Source organism: Streptomyces sp. NPDC057963 (assembly GCF_042887155.1).
In the GTDB taxonomy this organism is placed as follows: Bacteria; Actinomycetota; Actinomycetes; order Streptomycetales; family Streptomycetaceae; genus Streptomyces.
Genome location: NZ_JBHVPX010000030.1, coordinates 24,254 through 39,993, shown reverse-complemented (window position 1 = coordinate 39,993; position 15,740 = coordinate 24,254). Strand labels below are relative to the sequence as shown.

General features: G+C 72.3%; 14 protein-coding genes. 5 read left to right on the top strand and 9 right to left on the bottom strand.

Translation table 11 applies throughout. The annotated features are described in order from the left end of the window. Nucleotides 1–3: 3 nt before the first annotated feature. A complete protein-coding gene (locus ACFVT1_RS36830; protein ID WP_389804031.1) occupies nucleotides 4–144 on the bottom strand; it encodes a hypothetical protein in 141 nt (46 codons plus the stop codon). A 21-nt stretch (nucleotides 145–165) separates the two neighbouring features. After that, nucleotides 166–735: a TetR/AcrR family transcriptional regulator gene (locus tag ACFVT1_RS36825; RefSeq protein WP_389804029.1), complete on the bottom strand. Its 570-nt coding sequence runs from the start codon at nucleotides 733–735 to the stop codon at nucleotides 166–168. Between the two features lie 201 nt (nucleotides 736–936). Here ACFVT1_RS36825 and ACFVT1_RS36820 point away from each other — a divergent pair, with 201 nt between their 5' ends. The 3 genes from ACFVT1_RS36820 to ACFVT1_RS36810 are packed head-to-tail and all read left to right on the top strand — an operon-like array spanning nucleotide 937 to nucleotide 4,581. After that, nucleotides 937–1,227 (top strand): SHOCT domain-containing protein, encoded by a 291-nt coding sequence (locus ACFVT1_RS36820; protein WP_362209538.1) that lies wholly within the window; start codon nucleotides 937–939, stop codon nucleotides 1,225–1,227. Continuing rightward, nucleotides 1,224–2,012 carry an ABC transporter ATP-binding protein gene (locus ACFVT1_RS36815; RefSeq protein ID WP_389804026.1) on the top strand — a complete coding sequence of 263 codons (789 nt, stop codon included), beginning with the start codon at nucleotides 1,224–1,226 and terminating at the stop codon, nucleotides 2,010–2,012. Before ACFVT1_RS36820 ends, ACFVT1_RS36815 begins: the two co-directional genes overlap by 4 nt. A gap of 4 nt (nucleotides 2,013–2,016) precedes the next feature. Then, a complete protein-coding gene (locus ACFVT1_RS36810) occupies nucleotides 2,017–4,581 on the top strand; it encodes an ABC transporter permease (RefSeq protein ID WP_389804024.1) in 2,565 nt (854 codons plus the stop codon). A 52-nt stretch (nucleotides 4,582–4,633) separates the two neighbouring features. On the opposite strand, the gene ACFVT1_RS36805 is transcribed toward ACFVT1_RS36810, so the two are convergent. Continuing rightward, nucleotides 4,634–5,158 (bottom strand): ATP-binding protein, encoded by a 525-nt coding sequence (locus ACFVT1_RS36805; RefSeq protein WP_389804021.1) that lies wholly within the window; start codon nucleotides 5,156–5,158, stop codon nucleotides 4,634–4,636. A gap of 188 nt (nucleotides 5,159–5,346) precedes the next feature. Beyond that, nucleotides 5,347–5,664: a hypothetical protein gene (locus ACFVT1_RS36800; RefSeq protein ID WP_389804019.1), complete on the bottom strand. Its 318-nt coding sequence runs from the start codon at nucleotides 5,662–5,664 to the stop codon at nucleotides 5,347–5,349. A 207-nt stretch (nucleotides 5,665–5,871) separates the two neighbouring features. Here ACFVT1_RS36800 and ACFVT1_RS36795 point away from each other — a divergent pair, with 207 nt between their 5' ends. Next, nucleotides 5,872–7,005, top strand: coding sequence for a PLP-dependent cysteine synthase family protein (locus ACFVT1_RS36795; RefSeq protein ID WP_389804016.1), 1,134 nt, complete (start codon nucleotides 5,872–5,874; stop codon nucleotides 7,003–7,005). Nucleotides 7,006–7,043: 38 nt separating this feature from the next. On the opposite strand, the gene ACFVT1_RS36790 is transcribed toward ACFVT1_RS36795, so the two are convergent. From ACFVT1_RS36790 to ACFVT1_RS36775, 4 genes are all read right to left on the bottom strand, one after another. Continuing rightward, on the bottom strand, nucleotides 7,044–7,523 hold the full coding sequence (locus ACFVT1_RS36790) for an SRPBCC family protein (protein WP_389804014.1): 480 nt from the start codon (nucleotides 7,521–7,523) through the stop codon (nucleotides 7,044–7,046). A gap of 87 nt (nucleotides 7,524–7,610) precedes the next feature. Then, nucleotides 7,611–9,122: an SDR family oxidoreductase gene (locus ACFVT1_RS36785; RefSeq protein ID WP_389804011.1), complete on the bottom strand. Its 1,512-nt coding sequence runs from the start codon at nucleotides 9,120–9,122 to the stop codon at nucleotides 7,611–7,613. 88 nt (nucleotides 9,123–9,210) lie between these two features. Further along, entirely contained in the window at nucleotides 9,211–9,663 is a 453-nt protein-coding gene (locus tag ACFVT1_RS36780) for an SRPBCC family protein (RefSeq protein WP_389804009.1), read from the bottom strand. 205 nt (nucleotides 9,664–9,868) lie between these two features. Continuing rightward, nucleotides 9,869–10,705 carry a DeoR/GlpR family DNA-binding transcription regulator gene (locus ACFVT1_RS36775; RefSeq protein ID WP_389804005.1) on the bottom strand — a complete coding sequence of 279 codons (837 nt, stop codon included), beginning with the start codon at nucleotides 10,703–10,705 and terminating at the stop codon, nucleotides 9,869–9,871. Nucleotides 10,706–10,833: 128 nt separating this feature from the next. On the opposite strand from ACFVT1_RS36775, the gene ACFVT1_RS36770 reads away from it, so the two are divergent. Then, complete coding sequence (locus ACFVT1_RS36770; RefSeq protein WP_389804003.1) at nucleotides 10,834–13,290, top strand: hypothetical protein; 2,457 nt, start codon at nucleotides 10,834–10,836, stop codon at nucleotides 13,288–13,290. On the opposite strand, the gene ACFVT1_RS36765 is transcribed toward ACFVT1_RS36770, so the two are convergent. Further along, complete coding sequence (locus ACFVT1_RS36765; protein ID WP_389804000.1) at nucleotides 13,260–15,695, bottom strand: right-handed parallel beta-helix repeat-containing protein; 2,436 nt, start codon at nucleotides 15,693–15,695, stop codon at nucleotides 13,260–13,262. The two genes, ACFVT1_RS36770 and ACFVT1_RS36765, sit on opposite strands and share 31 nt — an antisense overlap. Between the last annotated feature and the right edge of the window lie 45 nt (nucleotides 15,696–15,740).

Genomic DNA, 15,740 nt, shown 5'->3' with positions numbered 1-15,740 from the left:
TCGCTACCACTGCCGTCCCTCCCCGAGCCGCTCCCGCAGTCCGGCCGGAGGCGGGGGTGCCGCTGCCTCGTCGGGCCGGACGGCGCCGTCGACATGCTCGGCAGGTCCGGCGGAGGTGCCGGGACGGTTCCTCGTGATCTGCATGTGCCGTGTGCTCCTGGGGTGTCAGGCGGAGGTGCCACGCGGGGCGAGCAGCGAGAGCAGCCCGCGGGCGCCCGCGTCGAACGCGTCCGTCGAGCCGGAGGCGCGGGCCAGTACATAGCCGCCCTGCACCGTCGCGACGATCGTCGCCGCCACCTCCTCGGGGACGAGGGAGGAGCTGAACTCGCCCTGTTCCAGGCCCTCCTGGACGATCTCGGCGAGGCGGCCGCGCAACCAGCCGATCGTCTCGTCGACCGGTGCGCGCAACTCCTCGCTCGCGACGACATCCGGATCCATCGTCAGGCGCCCGACCGGACAGCCGCGGAGCACATCGCGCTCGCGCAGGAGATAGGCCGAGATCCGCTCGTACGCCGTCCCCGGACCGTCGAACAGCCGTCCCGCGGTCTCGCGCATCTGCGCGGCCGTGCGGCGGATGGCCGCGAGCGCCAGATCGGGTTTGCCCGCGAAGTGGTGGTACATGCTGCCCTGGCCCGCGCCCGCCTGCTGCTGGATGGCCTTGGGGCTGGTGCCCACATAGCCGCGCTCCCACAGGAGCTCCCGAGTGGCTTCGATCAGACGGTCCGGAGTGCTCATGAGGCGACTGTACATACTAGTAGGTACAGAATCCAGTGATCTCGGTCGGCCGACGGGAGCAGCCGCAGATCCACCCCGTACTCCCGAGGGGGTACGCGTACGGCCGCTGGCCGTACGACGACTCGGACCCCCTCCCGGGGCGAGGCTCGAAAACGTCAGGAGAACCTGACCGCGAACCCCGAACCGAGGGAGCTGACCGAGATGAACACTCTGGCGCACAGCGGTGGACCCGGGCCCTGGATCCTCCTCTTCCCGCTCTTCTGGGCGGCCGTCGTCACCGGCGGCGTCACCCTGCTGCGGCGTACCGCCCGGCGCGGCCGACGAGGCCCCTGGCAGGCGCGTCCCACCCAGGAGGCACCTGCCGAACCGTCGCCGATCACCCTGCTCGGCCGCCGCTTTGCGGCCGGGGAGATCGACGAGGAGGAGTACTGGCGCCGGCTCTCCGTCCTCGACGAGCAGTTCGGCCGCGGCGGCAAGGGAGCAGCGGCATGACCACCACCGCCCCCACTTCCGATTCCACCCCCAGGTCCGCCACCGCCGCCGCTGCCCGGGTCGTCGACGCCGTGAAGCTCTACGGCACGGGCGACACCCGGGTCAGGGCCCTGGACGGGGTGAGCGTCGACTTCCCGGCCGGCCGCTTCACCGCGATCATGGGGCCCTCCGGCTCCGGAAAATCCACCCTGATGCACTGCGCGGCCGGACTCGACACCCTCACGTCCGGCTCGGCCTTCATCGGCGACACCGACATCGGCGCCCTGGACGACCGCAGGCTCACCCTGCTGCGCCGACGGCGCATCGGCTTCGTCTTCCAGTCCTTCAACCTCCTGCCGACGCTCACCGTCGCCGAGAACATCACCCTGCCCCTGGACCTCGCGGGTGAGCGCCCCGACCCGGAGTGGCTCGACGCACTGGTCGACACGGTCGGGCTGCGGGACCGGCTGCACCACCGGCCCGGCGAACTGTCCGGTGGACAGCAGCAGCGGGTGGCGGTGGCGCGGGCCTTCGCGGGCAGCCCCGACGTCGTCTTCGCCGACGAACCGACCGGCAACCTCGACTCCCGTTCCGGTCAGGAGGTGCTCCGGCTGCTCGGCCGCACCGTCCGGCAGACCGGTCGTACGGTCGTCATGGTCACCCACGACCCGCTCGCCGCCGCCCACGCCGACGAGGCCGTCTTCCTCGCCGACGGCCGGCTCGTCGACCGGATGCCCGACCCCACGGCGGAGCGCGTACTCGACCGCTTCAAGTCCTTGGCCCCCCACCCCTCGCGCGGGCGGTGACGGCATGACCAGCACCCGGGCCTCCGTGCGCCTGAGCCTCTCCTCGCTCCGCGCCCGCAAGCGCCGCTTCGCCGGCACCTTCGTCGCCGTCCTGCTCGGCGTCGCGTTCCTCACCGGGACGCTCGTCATGGGCGACACGCTGCGCGCGAGCTTCGACACCATGTTCGGCAACGCCACCGCCGGCACCGACGCCGTCGTGCGCGGCTCCCATGCGGTCACCGTCGCCGGTGAGTCCCAGGGCACCCGGCAGCCGGTGAGCACCGCGCTCGTGGAGAGGATCGAGCAGACCCCCGGGGTCGCCGCGGCGGCCCCCGACATCCAGGGCGCCGGCCAGCTCATCGGCTCGGACGGCAGACCCATCGGCGGCCAGGGGCCGCCCACCCTCGCCGGCAACTGGATCGACGACCCGAAACTCAACCCGTACCGGCTCGCGGAGGGACGCGCCCCGTCCGCACCCGGTGAGGTCGTCGTCAACCGCGGCGCCGCCGACCGGGGCGGGCTCGGGATCGGCGACACCACCGTGCTGCGCACCCCCGACCCGGTGCGCGTCACGATCGTCGGACTGGCCACCTTCGGCGGGCAGGACGGCATGGGCCAGGTCACCTACACCGCGCTGACACGGGCCGACGCCGAGAAGTACCTCACGCCGAAGCCCGGCGAGGCATCGGCCATCCAGGTGCGTGCGGGTCCGGGTACGAGCCAGCGGGAACTCGTCGAAGCACTGCGCCCCGTGCTGCCCAAGGGCGTCGAGGCCGTCACCGGACAGGCCGCGGCCGCCGAGAACCGGGACATGATCTCGGGCGCCTTCCTCGGCCTGTTCACCACGCTGCTGCTGGTGTTCTCCGGGATCGTGCTGCTCGTCGCCACCTTCTCCATCCACAACACCTTCGCGATCGTCGTTGCCCAGCGGACCCGTGAGAACGCCCTGCTGCGCGCGCTCGGCGCCACCCGTCGGCAGGTCGTCGCCTCCACCCTCGTCGAGGCGAGCGCGGTCGGCGTGGTCGCCTCCGCGGCCGGTCTGGCCGGCGGTATCGGTATCGCCGCCGGACTGCGGGCGCTCTTCCCCGCCGTAGGATTCCCGTTCCCCGAGGGCGCGCTGGTGATCGGCGCCGCCTCCCTGCTGCTGCCACTCGCCGTCGGCGTCGTCGTCTGTCTCGGCTCCGCCCTTCTGCCCGCGGTCCGGGCCGGGCGCACCGCTCCGCTCGCCGCCCTGCGCGAGAGCGCCGTCGACGACCCCGCGGCATCCCGGACACGTGCTCTCGTCGGGCTCGTGCTGCTGGTGGCCTCCCTCGGCGCCGTCCTGACCGGCGGGTCGGCCGACCCGTCGGCCTGGCTGTCGGCCGCCGGCGCGGTGTCGGCACTCGCCGCGTTCGTGGTGCTCGGACCGGTCGCCTCCTCGTACGCCGTACGGCTCCTCGGCGCCCCGCTCGACCGGCTGCGCGGCGTCCCGGGCCGACTGGCCCGGCGCAACGCCCTGCGCAGCCCCCGGCGGACCGCCTCCACCGCGACCGCACTGATGATCGGCGTGGCCGTGGTCTGTCTCTTCACCGTCTTCGGCGCTTCGCTGAAGGCCACCATGAACCGGACGGTGGACCGCTCCTTCGCCGGCGACGTCGCCATCAGCGCCCCCGCCTTCGGGGCGGGCGGCAGCGGTCTCAGCCCCCGGCTCGCCCCGGCCGTCGACCGGCTGCCGGAGGTCGCGACCGCCGTCGGCCTCGGCAAGGGGGTCGCCGAGGTCGACGGCGCCGGACGCGCCCTGACCGTCACCGACCCGGCCGCGCTCGGCGGGGTCTTCGACCTCGGCCGGATCGAAGGATCTCTGAAGGGGCTGGGCGCGAACGGGATCGCGGTGTCCGGCACCGAGGCCGGGAAGCGCGGACTGCACACCGGCTCCACCGCGCGCCTCACCTTCACCGACGGCACCCGGCAGGACTTCACCGTCCGCGCCGTCTACGACCGGTCGGAACTGGCGGGCGACTACGTCATCACCCGCCAGGCATGGGCCCCGCACCGCGCGCAGGACTCCGACTCGCTGATCGCCGTCTCCTTCAAGCCCGGTGTGTCGACCGCCGACGGCAAGGCCGCCGTCGTGAAGACCGCCGCAGCGTACGGCAACCCGGACGTGCAGACCCGCGGCGAGTACGCGCAGTCCTCGGCCGGCGGCATCGACATGATGCTCACCCTGGTCTACGCCCTGCTGGCACTCGCCGTCCTGATCGCCCTGCTGGGCATCGCCAACACGCTGACCCTCGCCCTCCACGAACGCACCAGGGAACTGGGCCTGTTGCGGGCCCTCGGGCAGACGAGGAGCCAGCTGCGGTCCATGGTCCGCTGGGAATCGGTCCTGGTCGCCGCGTTCGGCACCGCCGGTGGTCTGCTGCTCGGCGGCTTCCTGGGCCGGGTGCTGGTGAAGGCGTCCGCGGGCGCCACCGACTTCTCCTTCGTGCTGCCGCCGCTGCGGCTCCTGGTGGTGGCCCTCGTGGGGATCGCCGCCGGGGCACTGGCGGGGTGGCGGCCGGCCCGGCGGGCGGCTCGACTGGACGTGCTCCGCGCGATCTCCGCCGAATAGCGCGCGAGAAGGAGGAGCGGGGCGCCGGGGGCGCTCCGCTCCTCCTTCTCCGCTACCCGACCACCGCCGACCGGGCGACGGAGGGCGTACGGCTCTCCAGGTACGCGACGGCGTCCGGCTCGAACGGCCCGTCCGTCGTGGCCCCGTACACCGAGTGCGGCGGCTGCGCGGCGAACAGGGGAGGGGGCGCCGGAAGGGTGAACCAGACGACCTTCCCGGCCCCGCCCGTCGGGCGGACGCCCCAGCTCTCACTGACCGCGGCGATCAGGGCGAGCCCGCGCCCCGAGGTGCTGGACGCACTGGGCTCGCGCACGGTCGGCAGCCGTGGGTCGTGGTCGTGGACGGACACCGTCAGCCGTTCGAGCAGCAACTCGATCTCGACGATGCACGATTTGTCCGGCTGGGCATGCCGGTGGACATTGGTCAGCAGTTCGGTGACGCCGAGCGCCGCATGGTCGATCAACGGATCGAGATGCCAGTAGCGCAACTGCGCCGAAACGATTCTGCGGACCTGACCGATCCGCGACGGCAGGGCCTGGAGCTCCACCGTGCAGTGCCTGCTTGGCTCGCTGATCACGGCTGCGACTCCCCGAAATAGGTCCGGAAGACGACGAAGGGGCGGATCCAGCAGATGGCCGACTGCTGATTCCCGACCGGCAGTGACGGATCACAGTGTCACCGCCGTTGAACCATGAGTGACGTGTGACCAATGTCGCTCAGGGGGAACGGTTCCGCAACTCGCGATGCTCCGGTCGCGCCACTCCGTCAGATCATGCGGCCGCCCGCGCTGCGCAGCGTTTCGAGAAATCTGTGGGTGGGTCCGGCCGTGTCCGGAGCGTGGTTGCGCTGCCCCATCGTCAGCCGGTACCGCGTCCCGTTGAGGCGCGCCACGGCCGCCCCGGTTCCGGCGAACCACGGCCTGCCCGCACTCACCGCCACCACCGGCGCGCTGTCGATCTCCCGTCCGTAACTGGTCAGCAGGGCCAGCCTCCCGTCCTTGACGACCACCTGCCCGGCCCTCGTGAGCGAACGGGCCCACCTCTCGATCCGTACCCCCGTCGCACTGAACTCGGTTTCCGGCATGACTGCTTCGCCCCCTTCGTAGTGCTTCTGATGGGCAGTCTGCACAAGCCGGCAGCGGCACGCCAGGCCGCGTCCGGGAGCAATCCGGCGACCGTTCTGTCCGTCCGGGCCAAGGCTGGGCTATGGAATATCAAAGTGAACGTTTCTGCAGGTAGGGGGAATATCGTTGACGGCGGAGAGTCCGGTGACACGAGGAGGAACGCGTTGATGGGCCACAGTGAGCACACAGACGAAGGCCGGTCCGCAGCGACCATCGACATCGACCGCTCCGACCCGGAGTACCGGGCCTGGCTCAAGGAGGCGGTCCGCAAGGTCCAGGCCGACGCCAACCGCTCCGCAGACACCCATCTGCTGCGCTTCCCGCTGCCCGAGAGCTGGGGCATCGACCTCTACCTCAAGGACGAGTCGACGCACCCCACCGGCAGCCTCAAGCACCGGCTGGCCCGCTCGCTCTTCCTCTACGGGCTCTGCAACGGCTGGGTCCGGCCGGGCAGGCCGGTGATCGAGGCGTCCAGCGGTTCGACGGCCGTCTCCGAGGCGTACTTCGCCAAGCTGATCGGTGTGCCGTTCATCGCCGTGATGCCCCGCACCACCAGCCCGGAGAAGTGCCGCCTGATCGAGTTCCACGGCGGTCGCTGCCACTTCGTCGACGACTCGCGGAAGCTGTACGAGGAGTCGGCCACGCTCGCCGCCGCAACCGGCGGCCACTACATGGACCAGTTCACCTACGCGGAACGGGCTACCGACTGGCGCGGCAACAACAACATCGCCGAGTCGATCTACCAGCAGCTGAGGCTGGAGCGCTACCCGGAGCCGACGTGGATCGTCGCCACGGCCGGAACGGGCGGCACCTCGGCGACCATCGCCCGCTATGTGCACTACATGCAGTTCGACACCCGGATCTGTGTGCCCGACCCGGAGAACTCCTGTTTCTTCGACGGCTGGACCCACCACAACCTCCTGGCCACCAGCGACCGCGGCTCCCGGATCGAGGGCATCGGCAGGCCCCGGATGGAGCCGAGCTTCGTGCCCGGGGCCGTCGACCGGATGATGAAGGTGCCGGACGCGGCCACCGTCGCGGCCGTGCGCGCCCTGGAGAAGGCCATCGGCCGGAAGGCGGGAGGCTCCACCGGAACCGGGCTGTGGAGCGCGTTCAAACTGGTCGCGGAAATGGTCGGACAGGGCAGCACGGGCAGCGTCGTCACGCTGATCTGCGACCCGGGCGACCGCTACCTCGACAAGTACTACTCCGACAGCTGGCTCGCCGAACAGGGCCTGGACATCGCCCCGTACACGCGGACCATCGACGCCTTCCTGAACAGCGGCAACTGGCCCGGATAGCACCGACGCGGGCCGGTGCGCGCGGAGCGGGTCCGGGCTCAGGTCCCGGACCCGGCCAGCCGCCGGTCGAGATTGCGCACCGCGTCCCGGAACGCCCGGCCCATCCCCGGCCGGCCCAGCCGCAGGGCGAACCGGAAGGTCGCGGAACCGTCGGCGGCGAATGTCCACTGCACCCGCGTCCCGGTCCCGGCCGGGGTGAGCCGCCACTCCTCCAGCAGGGCTTTCGGGCCAGGGGCGCTGGACTCGTCGACCCGATAGGTGTACCGCTCGCAGGGCTCCGCCGCGAGGATCGACTCGCGCAGCACCGTGCCGCCCATGAGCCGGACCTCGCGGCCCGCGCCGTCCTCGGTCGGGCGGGCCGCCCTCACCGAGGTGAACCAGTTCGGCCAGCCCGCCACGTCGTCGGCGAGCGCACGGTAGACCGTCTCGGGAGGCGCGGACACCTCGGCGGCGAAGACCAGCCGCAGTGGGGCAGACTCGATGAAATCGAGGTCCACGGAACGGAGTCGGCGTGCCATGGATCGCACCTCCCGTGCGGCCGGCGGCGTGCGGGGTCGCGCATACCATAGCTGTCGCACCGTCAGATGTCCTTGCCGGTACGGAAGTCATGCGACCGAGCGCTGCGGGACCGCCCGTGCGGCCGCGGTGATGTTGCGGGCCATCCCACCGAACACCACCGAGTGGAACGGCCACACGCTCCACCAGTAGGCGTGGCCGAGCAGTCCGCGTGGATGGAACAGGGCCCGCTGCCGGTAGACCGTCCGGCCCCGCTCGTCACGGTCCACCGACAGTTCGAGCCAGGCGGGACCGGGCAGTCGCATCTCGGCGCGCAGCCGCAGCAGCTCGCCCGGAACGATCTCCTCCACTCGCCAGAAGTCCAATGAGTCGCCCACCCGCAGCCGCTGTGCGTCCCGCCGCCCGCGCCGCAGCCCGACGCCGCCGACGATTCGGTCGAGCCAGCCCCGCACGGCCCAGGCGAGCGGGAACGAGTACCAGCCGTTCTCGCCGCCGATGCCCTCGATCACCCGCCAGAGCGCGGCCGGTGCCACCGGCACGGTCAGTTCCCGCTCGTCGCGGTAGAGGCTGCCGCCGGACCAGTCCGGATCGGTGGGCAACGGGTCGCTGGGGGCGCCGGGCACCGCGGCGGACGACCAGCGGGTGTCGACCCGGGCATCCTTGATCCGCTGGAGCGCCAGCCGCAGCGCCTGCTCGAAGCCGATGGCCCCACCGGGCGGATCGGGTACGTACCGGGCGATGTCGTGCTCGCGACAGACCACCTCGTGGCGCAGCGACTCCGCCAGCGGCCGGGCGATGGCGGGCGGCACGGGTGTCACCAGGCCGATCCAGAGACTGGAGAGCCCCGGGGTGAGCACCGGCACGGGGAGGATCACCCGGTGCGGCAATCCGGCGACCTGGGCGTACCGCCGCATCATGTCCCGGTACGTCATGACCTCCGGGCCGCCGATGTCGAACGTACGGTTCACCTCGTCCGGCAGGCGGGCGCAGCCGACGAGATACCGCAGCACGTCCCGTACCGCGATCGGCTGGATCGACGTGCGCACCCAGCTCGGGGTGATCATCACCGGCAGCCGTTCGGTGAGATGGCGCAGGATCTCGAACGAGGCCGAGCCCGAACCGATGACGACCGCGGCCCGCAGTACGGCCGTCGGCACCCCGGAATCCAGCAGAATGCGCCCCACCTCGGCCCGCGACCGCAGATGCGGTGACAGTTCCCGCTCGGGCACCCCGGCCGGGGTGAGCCCGCCGAGGTACACGATCCGGCCGACCCCCGCCGCCCGCGCCTGCTCACCGAAGATCCGGGCCGCCTCGCGGTCCTTCTCCTCGAACCCGGGCCCTGAGCCGAGCGCGTGCACCAGGTAGTACGCCACATCCATGTCCCGCATCGCCGCCCGCACCGCAGCGGCGTCGAAGACATCCCCCTTCACCACCTCGACCCGGTCCGCCCACGGCTGGTCACGCAGCTTCTGCGGGGTCCTGGCCAGTGTGCGCACGCCGTGGCCGGCGTCGAGAAGTGCGGGCACCAGCCTGCCGCCGATGTACCCGGAGGCACCGGTCACCAGACAACGCAGCCGCGTACCGCCGGAGGGTTCGGTCACCCGCCCGAGTCTTCCACCGCGGGGTCCTCCGGGGCTCGCCGGAGGGCTCCGAACGGCGGCACGCGGGCCACCCGCCGCGCCGGCGGCGCTACGGGCGCGGCCCGGCCGGACGGTCCAGCATGCCGTCGAGCACCCGGCCGAAGACCCGGCGGCCCGCTCCGCGGATCAACGGATCGGCCCACCGCGGCAGCAGCCGGACACTCAGCTCCTCCACCCACACCACATGGGATCCGCAATCCGTCGGATACACGTCGATCGACGCCCGGCCCCGCACCAGCCGACCGCGCTTCTCCAGCCGGCACAGCCCCGCGCGCCCGGCGGCGGGCGGGGTCCAGCGCACCACTTCCATCGGATCGTCGAAGCCCAGCAACCCCACGCCCGTGCGCGCCACGAAGACGGTCCCCGTCCCGGTCGGCAGCCCCGTGGGCACGGTGATCCTGGTCAGCGGTACCTGCGCGGCGTGCCGTTCCCAGTCCGTCACCCGGCGCCAGCACTCGGCTGCGGGCAAGGGCGTGAAGCGCTCGATCCGGAAGACGGCCACGGTGCGATCCTATGGGCTGTCCCGCCACCACCCCCCGGTGAACGAGTGCGCGGCACCGTACGGCGGAGGGGCCTTCGCACACTCGATGTATTCGGACGCTCCGGCAACGCGGAGAGGCGCCGCAGCCGTCGTCGCGCACCCGCGGGGGACGGTGGGACAGCGGCGGCGGGACAGCCCTGGGGGTGCCACGCCGCCGCCCGGCCGCTCAGGAGACGTCGTCCGCGATCCGGCCTGCCACCAGCAGGCCCGGCACATGTTCCTCGATCTCCTCGCGGGCGGCGGCCGACAGACCCGCGTCCGTGACGAACGTGTCCACCTGCTCCAGTGCCGCGAACGAACTCAGGCCCACCGTGCCCCACTTGGTGTGGTCCGCCACCACGACCACACGCCGCGCCGACTGGACGAAACGCCGATTGGTCTCGGCCTCCGCCAGATTCGGCGTGGAAAGCCCGGCCTCCACCGAGATCCCGTGCACGCCGAGGAACAGCACGTCGAAATGGAGCGAGGCGATCGCCTGATCCGCGACCGGGCCGACCAGGGAGTCCGACGGGGTCCGTACACCACCGGTGAGCACCACCGTGGCGGCCCCGGTCCGCGCCCCGCCCGCGCCCCCCGGCCGTTGCGCGGAGTGGAACACATCGGCGACTCGCACCGAGTTGGTCACCACCGTCAGATCCGGTACGTCCAGCAGCCGCTGGGCGAGCGCGTATGTCGTCGTACCGCCGGAGAGCGCGATGGCGCTGCCGGGCACCGCCATGGCCGCGGCCGTCCGCGCGATGTCCTCCTTGGCGGTCAGTTCCAGTGCCGACTTGGCCTCGAAACCGGGCTCGTGCGTACTGGCCTCGACCACCGGAACGGCCCCGCCGTGCACCTTCTCGACCATGCCCTGGCGGGCCAGGGCGTCCAGATCCCGGCGGACGGTCATGTCCGAGACGTTCAGCCTGCGGGTGAGTTCATTGACCCGGACCCCACCACGCCTGCGCACCTCGTCGAGGATCAGGGCACGCCGCTGCTCCGCGAGCAGGTTCTGATTCTCGCTCAACGCCGGTCCGGTCCTTCCCTCTGGCCGTACGACAGTCTCTTCGGACGGGGGTCATCCTGCCACGCGGTGTCGCCGGCCGCCGCACTGGGGAGATTCCTTGAGAGCGGTGCGTACACCGGCCCTCCTCCATGATTCTGGTGACCGTGCATCAGCACCTCCCCCCACCACCGAGAGAGCGAGTCACTCCAGTGCCCCCTGCCACCCAGGCCCCGCAGAGTCCCGGGCCCGCGCTGGAACTTCTGGTCCACGGCGTGGGCGGAACCACCCCGCAGGAGATGCTCGACGACCCGCGCCCGGTCCGAGTGACCGGCGACGCGACCGCCGCCATGTACCGCCGGGCCGGGGACATGGACGCCGAACAGCACCCGGAGCGGTACCGCGACCGGCCCATCGCCGAGGCCTACTGCTGGTCCAACCTCACCTCCGGCAACGGCTCCCGCGCACTGTGGCTGCTGCTGCTCCCGTTCATGGTGGTCAATCTCGCCCACTGGATGCGGCCCACGGCCCGGGGCCGCACCCGCGCGGTGCGCCTGTACGGGGTCCTCGTCCGGCTCGTCGCGCTCAGCCTCACGGTCCTGCTGACCGCGGCGGCGTGCGAGGTCGCGCTCGATCTGACGGCCTGGCAGTGCGCGGGCGTGCCGGACTGCTCGGACAAGCGGTCCTGGCTCGGCTTCCTTTCGACGGCACAGGGCGGCTGGTGGTCCCAGCCCGGCCGGAGGCTCGCCCTCGCCGCGCTCGTGCCCACCGCCCTGGTGGGCCTGCTCTGGTTCCTGTCCAACCGGACATGGAGCGCCTACGAATCGCAGCGCCCGCTCACCGGATCCGAACCGGACCGGGCCGACCCGGGGACCGCGCACACCCCCGACACCGCCGGCGCCCCGGCCGGTGGCCGCCCGGCCCTCGGCCGACCCGGATTCTGGTACGGCCGCCGGCTGGTCGCCCGGCTGCGTGCCGCCCACACCGCCGCCGGATTCCTCACCGTCGCCGCGTCGGTCGCGGGCGCCGCGGCCCGCCACGACCGTGCCGCCACCGGCCCTGTGCCCGGGATCATCGGCCGGCTGATCGAAGCGGCGCTCGTGCTGGGCGCGCTCGTCGTGCTGTGGGTCGTCTGCCGCCGAGGCCGCAGCGAACGGCGCCTGGACAACCGGCTCGACCGGGCCCTCATCACCTATCTCCCCGGCGCCGCTCTGGCCCTGCTCCTCCTCGCCGCCGTGTACGCGGCATGGTCGCGCCCCGCCTGGATCTCCGCGGGCGCCCTGCCCGGCGATGTCTCCTTCAGCGTCATCACGCTCGGCCAGGGGACGCTCGTCGTCGTCCTCGCCGTGGTGTCACTCGGCCTGTACCGCAAGGTTCCCGAACCCCGCACCGTCATGTACGGACTCGGCGGACCGGTGGTCGCCATGCTCGCCTGCGCGCTCGGCGGCGTCATGACCGGCGGCGTCGCCCAGCGCGTCGCCGACTGGCTCGACGGCCCCGGCACCCCGGGCATGGGCCGGAACGCCGTCATCGAAGGGCCGCCGGTGCTGCTCAGCTGGCAGGCATCGGTCATCCCCGTGCTCCTGGTGCTGCTGGCGGTCCCGGGCGCCGTGCTGCTCGTACGCACCTGGCTCACCGCCCGCGCCCTGGAACCCGAGATCGACCGGGAGTACGGGCAGGAGCGGCCGGACCCCGCCCGGACCCGGCAGATCGCCCGGATCCGGGCCACGGCAGCCCTCACCGACTCGGCACCCTGGATCTTCGGCCCGGTCTCCGGCGCCACGCTGCTCCTCGGTGCGGCGGCGGTCGGCGGGGCCGGGGCGAGCGGCGAGGTGCCCGGCCTGGCGATGAAGGGCAGCGGCCCGTTCATCGAGTCCGTGGCCGAAGCGGCTCAGTCGACCGGCTCCTGGATGATCGGATTCGGCTTCATACTCTTCGTCACCTGGGGACGGCGCGCCTACCGCGACGCCTCCGCCCGGCGCACCATCGGCATCCTCTGGGACGTCGGTACGTTCTGGCCGCGCGCCGCCCACCCCTTCGCACCGCCCTGCTACGCGGAGCGTGCCGTCCCCGACCTGGCGTCACGGATGTGCGGCTGGACCCGGCTCACCCACGGCAGGCTCGTCATCTCCGGCCATTCCCAGGGCAGCGTCCTCGCGGCGTCCGCGGTCTGGCAGCTGCCCGCGGAGACCCGGAGCCGGGTTGCGCTGCTCACCTACGGCTCACCGATCGAGCGGCTCTACGCGCGCTGGTTCCCCGCCTACTTCGGCCACGGACCGCTGCAGGGGCTGCACCGGTCCGTGCACTGCTGGCGCAACCTCTGGCGGGCCACCGATCCGATCGGCGGCCGGGTCCGGCTCGACGAGGGGCCGGGGCCCGAGGTGGACCGGGGGCCGCTGAAGGACCCCCTGGTCTACGGGCGTACCCCCGAGCATCCGCTGCCCGAGCCGATTCTGGGGCACTCGGACTACCAGGCCGACCCCGTCTTCGCCCAGGAACGAGCCGCGCTGCTGAACCGGCTCACCCCGGTCCTGCCCCGCCAGGCCGACGGGGAGGAATCCACGAAGTCCCTGCGGGCTCAGGGGAGTTCGGGCAAGTCCTCCGGGTAGAGCAGGCTGAGGTCGTCCGTGCTCGGCTCGGCGAGCTGGGCGACCCTGCCCGCGTGCCGCTCCACCATCGACTCGAACGTCTGCCGCGCCGTACGGCCGTTGCCGAACGCCGGGCCCTTGGGAAGCTCCGCGAAGTACTTCAGCAGCGCTTCCCCGGTTCCGGCGGCCAGGCTGTACTCGTGCTCGTCGGCCTGCTGCCCGACGATCCGCAGCAGTTCGGCCGGTTCGTAGTCGCTGAAGGTGATGGTCCGCGAGAAACGGGACGCCACCCCGGGGTTGACGGTGAGGAACCGCTCCATCTCAAGGGTGTAACCGGCGACGATGACGACCACCGCGTCCCGGTGATCCTCCATCAGCTTGACGAGCGTGTCGATGGCCTCCCGGCCGAAGTCCCGGCCGGAGTCCTCGGGCGACAGGGCGTATGCCTCGTCGACGAACAGCACCCCGCCGCGCGCCCGGTCGAAGGCCTCCTGGGTGCGGATGGCCGTCGAGCCGATGTGCTCGCCGACCAGGTCGACCCGGGAGACCTCGATCAGATGGCCCCGCTCCAGTACCCCGAGCGAGGCGAGGATCTCGCCGTACAGCCGGGCCACGGTGGTCTTGCCGGTGCCGGGGGAGCCGGTGAAGACGAGATGCCGCCGGGCCGACGCGGCCTTGAGCCCGGCCTCCCGGCGCCGACGGCCGACCTCGATCATGTCGGTGAGGGCGCGCACCTCCCGCTTCACGCTGTCCAGGCCCACCAGCGCGTCCAGTTCTCCGAGGACGGCGTCCGACGCGCGCACCGGCACGGCGGCGGGGACCTCGGCCGGGGCGGGCTCCGCGGCCCGCTGTCCGGGGGCCGCGCCGAGCAGCCCGGAGGCCGATTGGGTCGCCGTCAGCACGGCCGGGGCCGGGGGAACGGGGGAGCGCAGCGCGCTCTCGTCGCTCGTGCAGTCCTCCACGACGGGCCCCGCCCCCTGTCCGTCCCCGTGGCTGCCGCCTTCGGCGAACTCGTAGCCACCGCGGGCGCACCGCTCGGTGCGGCAACGGGTCAGCGTCGTACGGCAGCCGTCCATCACATGGAAGCCATAGCCCTCACTCCCGGTGACCCGGCAGCTGTGGAAGGTGCCGCGGCCCTCGGCGGAGACGTAGAAACCGGCCTCGGCGGGCGAGGTGACCGCGCAGCGCTCGATCGTCGGGTCCGCGCCCTTGGTGACGATCACTCCGGTCTGCGCGGCGTCGATGGTGCAGTTGTTCAGCGTGCCGCCGCTGCCGTGGTCGCGGAACCAGGCGCCGGTGGACGCCTCGCGGATGCGGCAGTCGTCGAGCTGGGCGGTCGCCCCGTCGCTCACCGACACCGCGGTATTGCGGATCTGGGAGAGATCGCTGTCGACGACATCGGCGCGCGACCCCCGGTCGAGCACGAAGATGGCGTCCGGTACGTCGTGGACCCGGCAGGAGTCCAGTATCACCGTCGCCCCGTCGCTCACCCAGACCGCCGGGTAGTCGCCCGTACTGTCATGTATCTCGCACTGGTTGGCGTCGACGCGGGTGCCGGGATCCCAGACCGAAAGACCGTTCCGGCCGAACCGGCGCACCGTGGAACGCGTCAGGGTGAGGACCGAGCGGGAACGCAGATCCACCGCGTTCTCCGGGATGTCGTGGATGTCGCAGTCGGCCAGCGTCAGGACGGCGTCGGTGTCGAGCGTGACACCGTCCGCGGAAGTGCGGTGCACCGTGCACTCGGTGAGGTGGGCGGCGGCACGAGCGGTGACCTGGATTCCGCTGCCCTTGATCTCGTACACCTCGCAGCCGACGGCCTCCAGACCGCTGCCCTCGCCGGTGACGCTCAGCCCCGCGCCCGACGTGTGGTGGATCCGGCAGCGCTCCAGCCGGGGATGCGCGCCGTCCCGTACCGAGACACCGGACTGGCCGGCCGAGACGACCTCGCACTGCTCGAACACGCCGCCCGCGCCATCGAGTACGGCGATGCCGACCCCGGCGGGGTTGTCGACCGTGCAACGGCGCACGGTGGGCCGGGCCGTACCGCGCACCTCGATCCCCGCGGCGGAACGGGTCACGATCCGCAGGTCCGCGAGCTCCGGTGCGCCGTCCTCGACGAGCAGCGCCGGAGCCGTCGAGTCCTGGCCCTCCACATGCAGGTCCGAGACGACGGCGGAGGCACGGACGGTCAACGGGACGCCGTCGACCGGCGCGATCCGTACCGAGCCGACCGAGCCTTCGGGACCGCGCAGGGTCACGGCCCGGTGCAGGACCAGATTCTCCCGGTAGGTGCCGGGCGCGACGGTGAGGACATCACCGTCCGCCGCGGCCTCCAGGGCTGCGGTGAGGGAGGCGTATTCGCCTGTGCGGCGCCGCCACCGCGATGTGCCGGTGTGCGTCACCTGGACCGTGCCCTGTGCCATGGCGCTGTTGTGCCCCCACCTCGTGCGTGTGTGATGCCCGGGTCA

Bases quoted from the DNA above. Each gene is read 5' to 3' on its own strand.
- ACFVT1_RS36810 (WP_389804024.1), top strand. From the start codon at position 2,017: ATGACCAGCACCCGGGCCTCCGTGCGCCTGAGCCTCTCCTCGCTCCGC.
- ACFVT1_RS36825 (WP_389804029.1), bottom strand. From the start codon at position 735: ATGAGCACTCCGGACCGTCTGATCGAAGCCACTCGGGAGCTCCTGTGG.
- ACFVT1_RS36770 (WP_389804003.1), top strand. From the start codon at position 10,834: ATGATTCTGGTGACCGTGCATCAGCACCTCCCCCCACCACCGAGAGAG.
- ACFVT1_RS36790 (WP_389804014.1), bottom strand. From the start codon at position 7,523: ATGGCACGCCGACTCCGTTCCGTGGACCTCGATTTCATCGAGTCTGCC.
- ACFVT1_RS36795 (WP_389804016.1), top strand. From the start codon at position 5,872: ATGGGCCACAGTGAGCACACAGACGAAGGCCGGTCCGCAGCGACCATC.
- ACFVT1_RS36815 (WP_389804026.1), top strand. From the start codon at position 1,224: ATGACCACCACCGCCCCCACTTCCGATTCCACCCCCAGGTCCGCCACC.
- ACFVT1_RS36830 (WP_389804031.1), bottom strand. From the start codon at position 144: ATGCAGATCACGAGGAACCGTCCCGGCACCTCCGCCGGACCTGCCGAG.
- ACFVT1_RS36820 (WP_362209538.1), top strand. From the start codon at position 937: ATGAACACTCTGGCGCACAGCGGTGGACCCGGGCCCTGGATCCTCCTC.
- ACFVT1_RS36800 (WP_389804019.1), bottom strand. From the start codon at position 5,664: ATGCCGGAAACCGAGTTCAGTGCGACGGGGGTACGGATCGAGAGGTGG.
- ACFVT1_RS36765 (WP_389804000.1), bottom strand. From the start codon at position 15,695: ATGGCACAGGGCACGGTCCAGGTGACGCACACCGGCACATCGCGGTGG.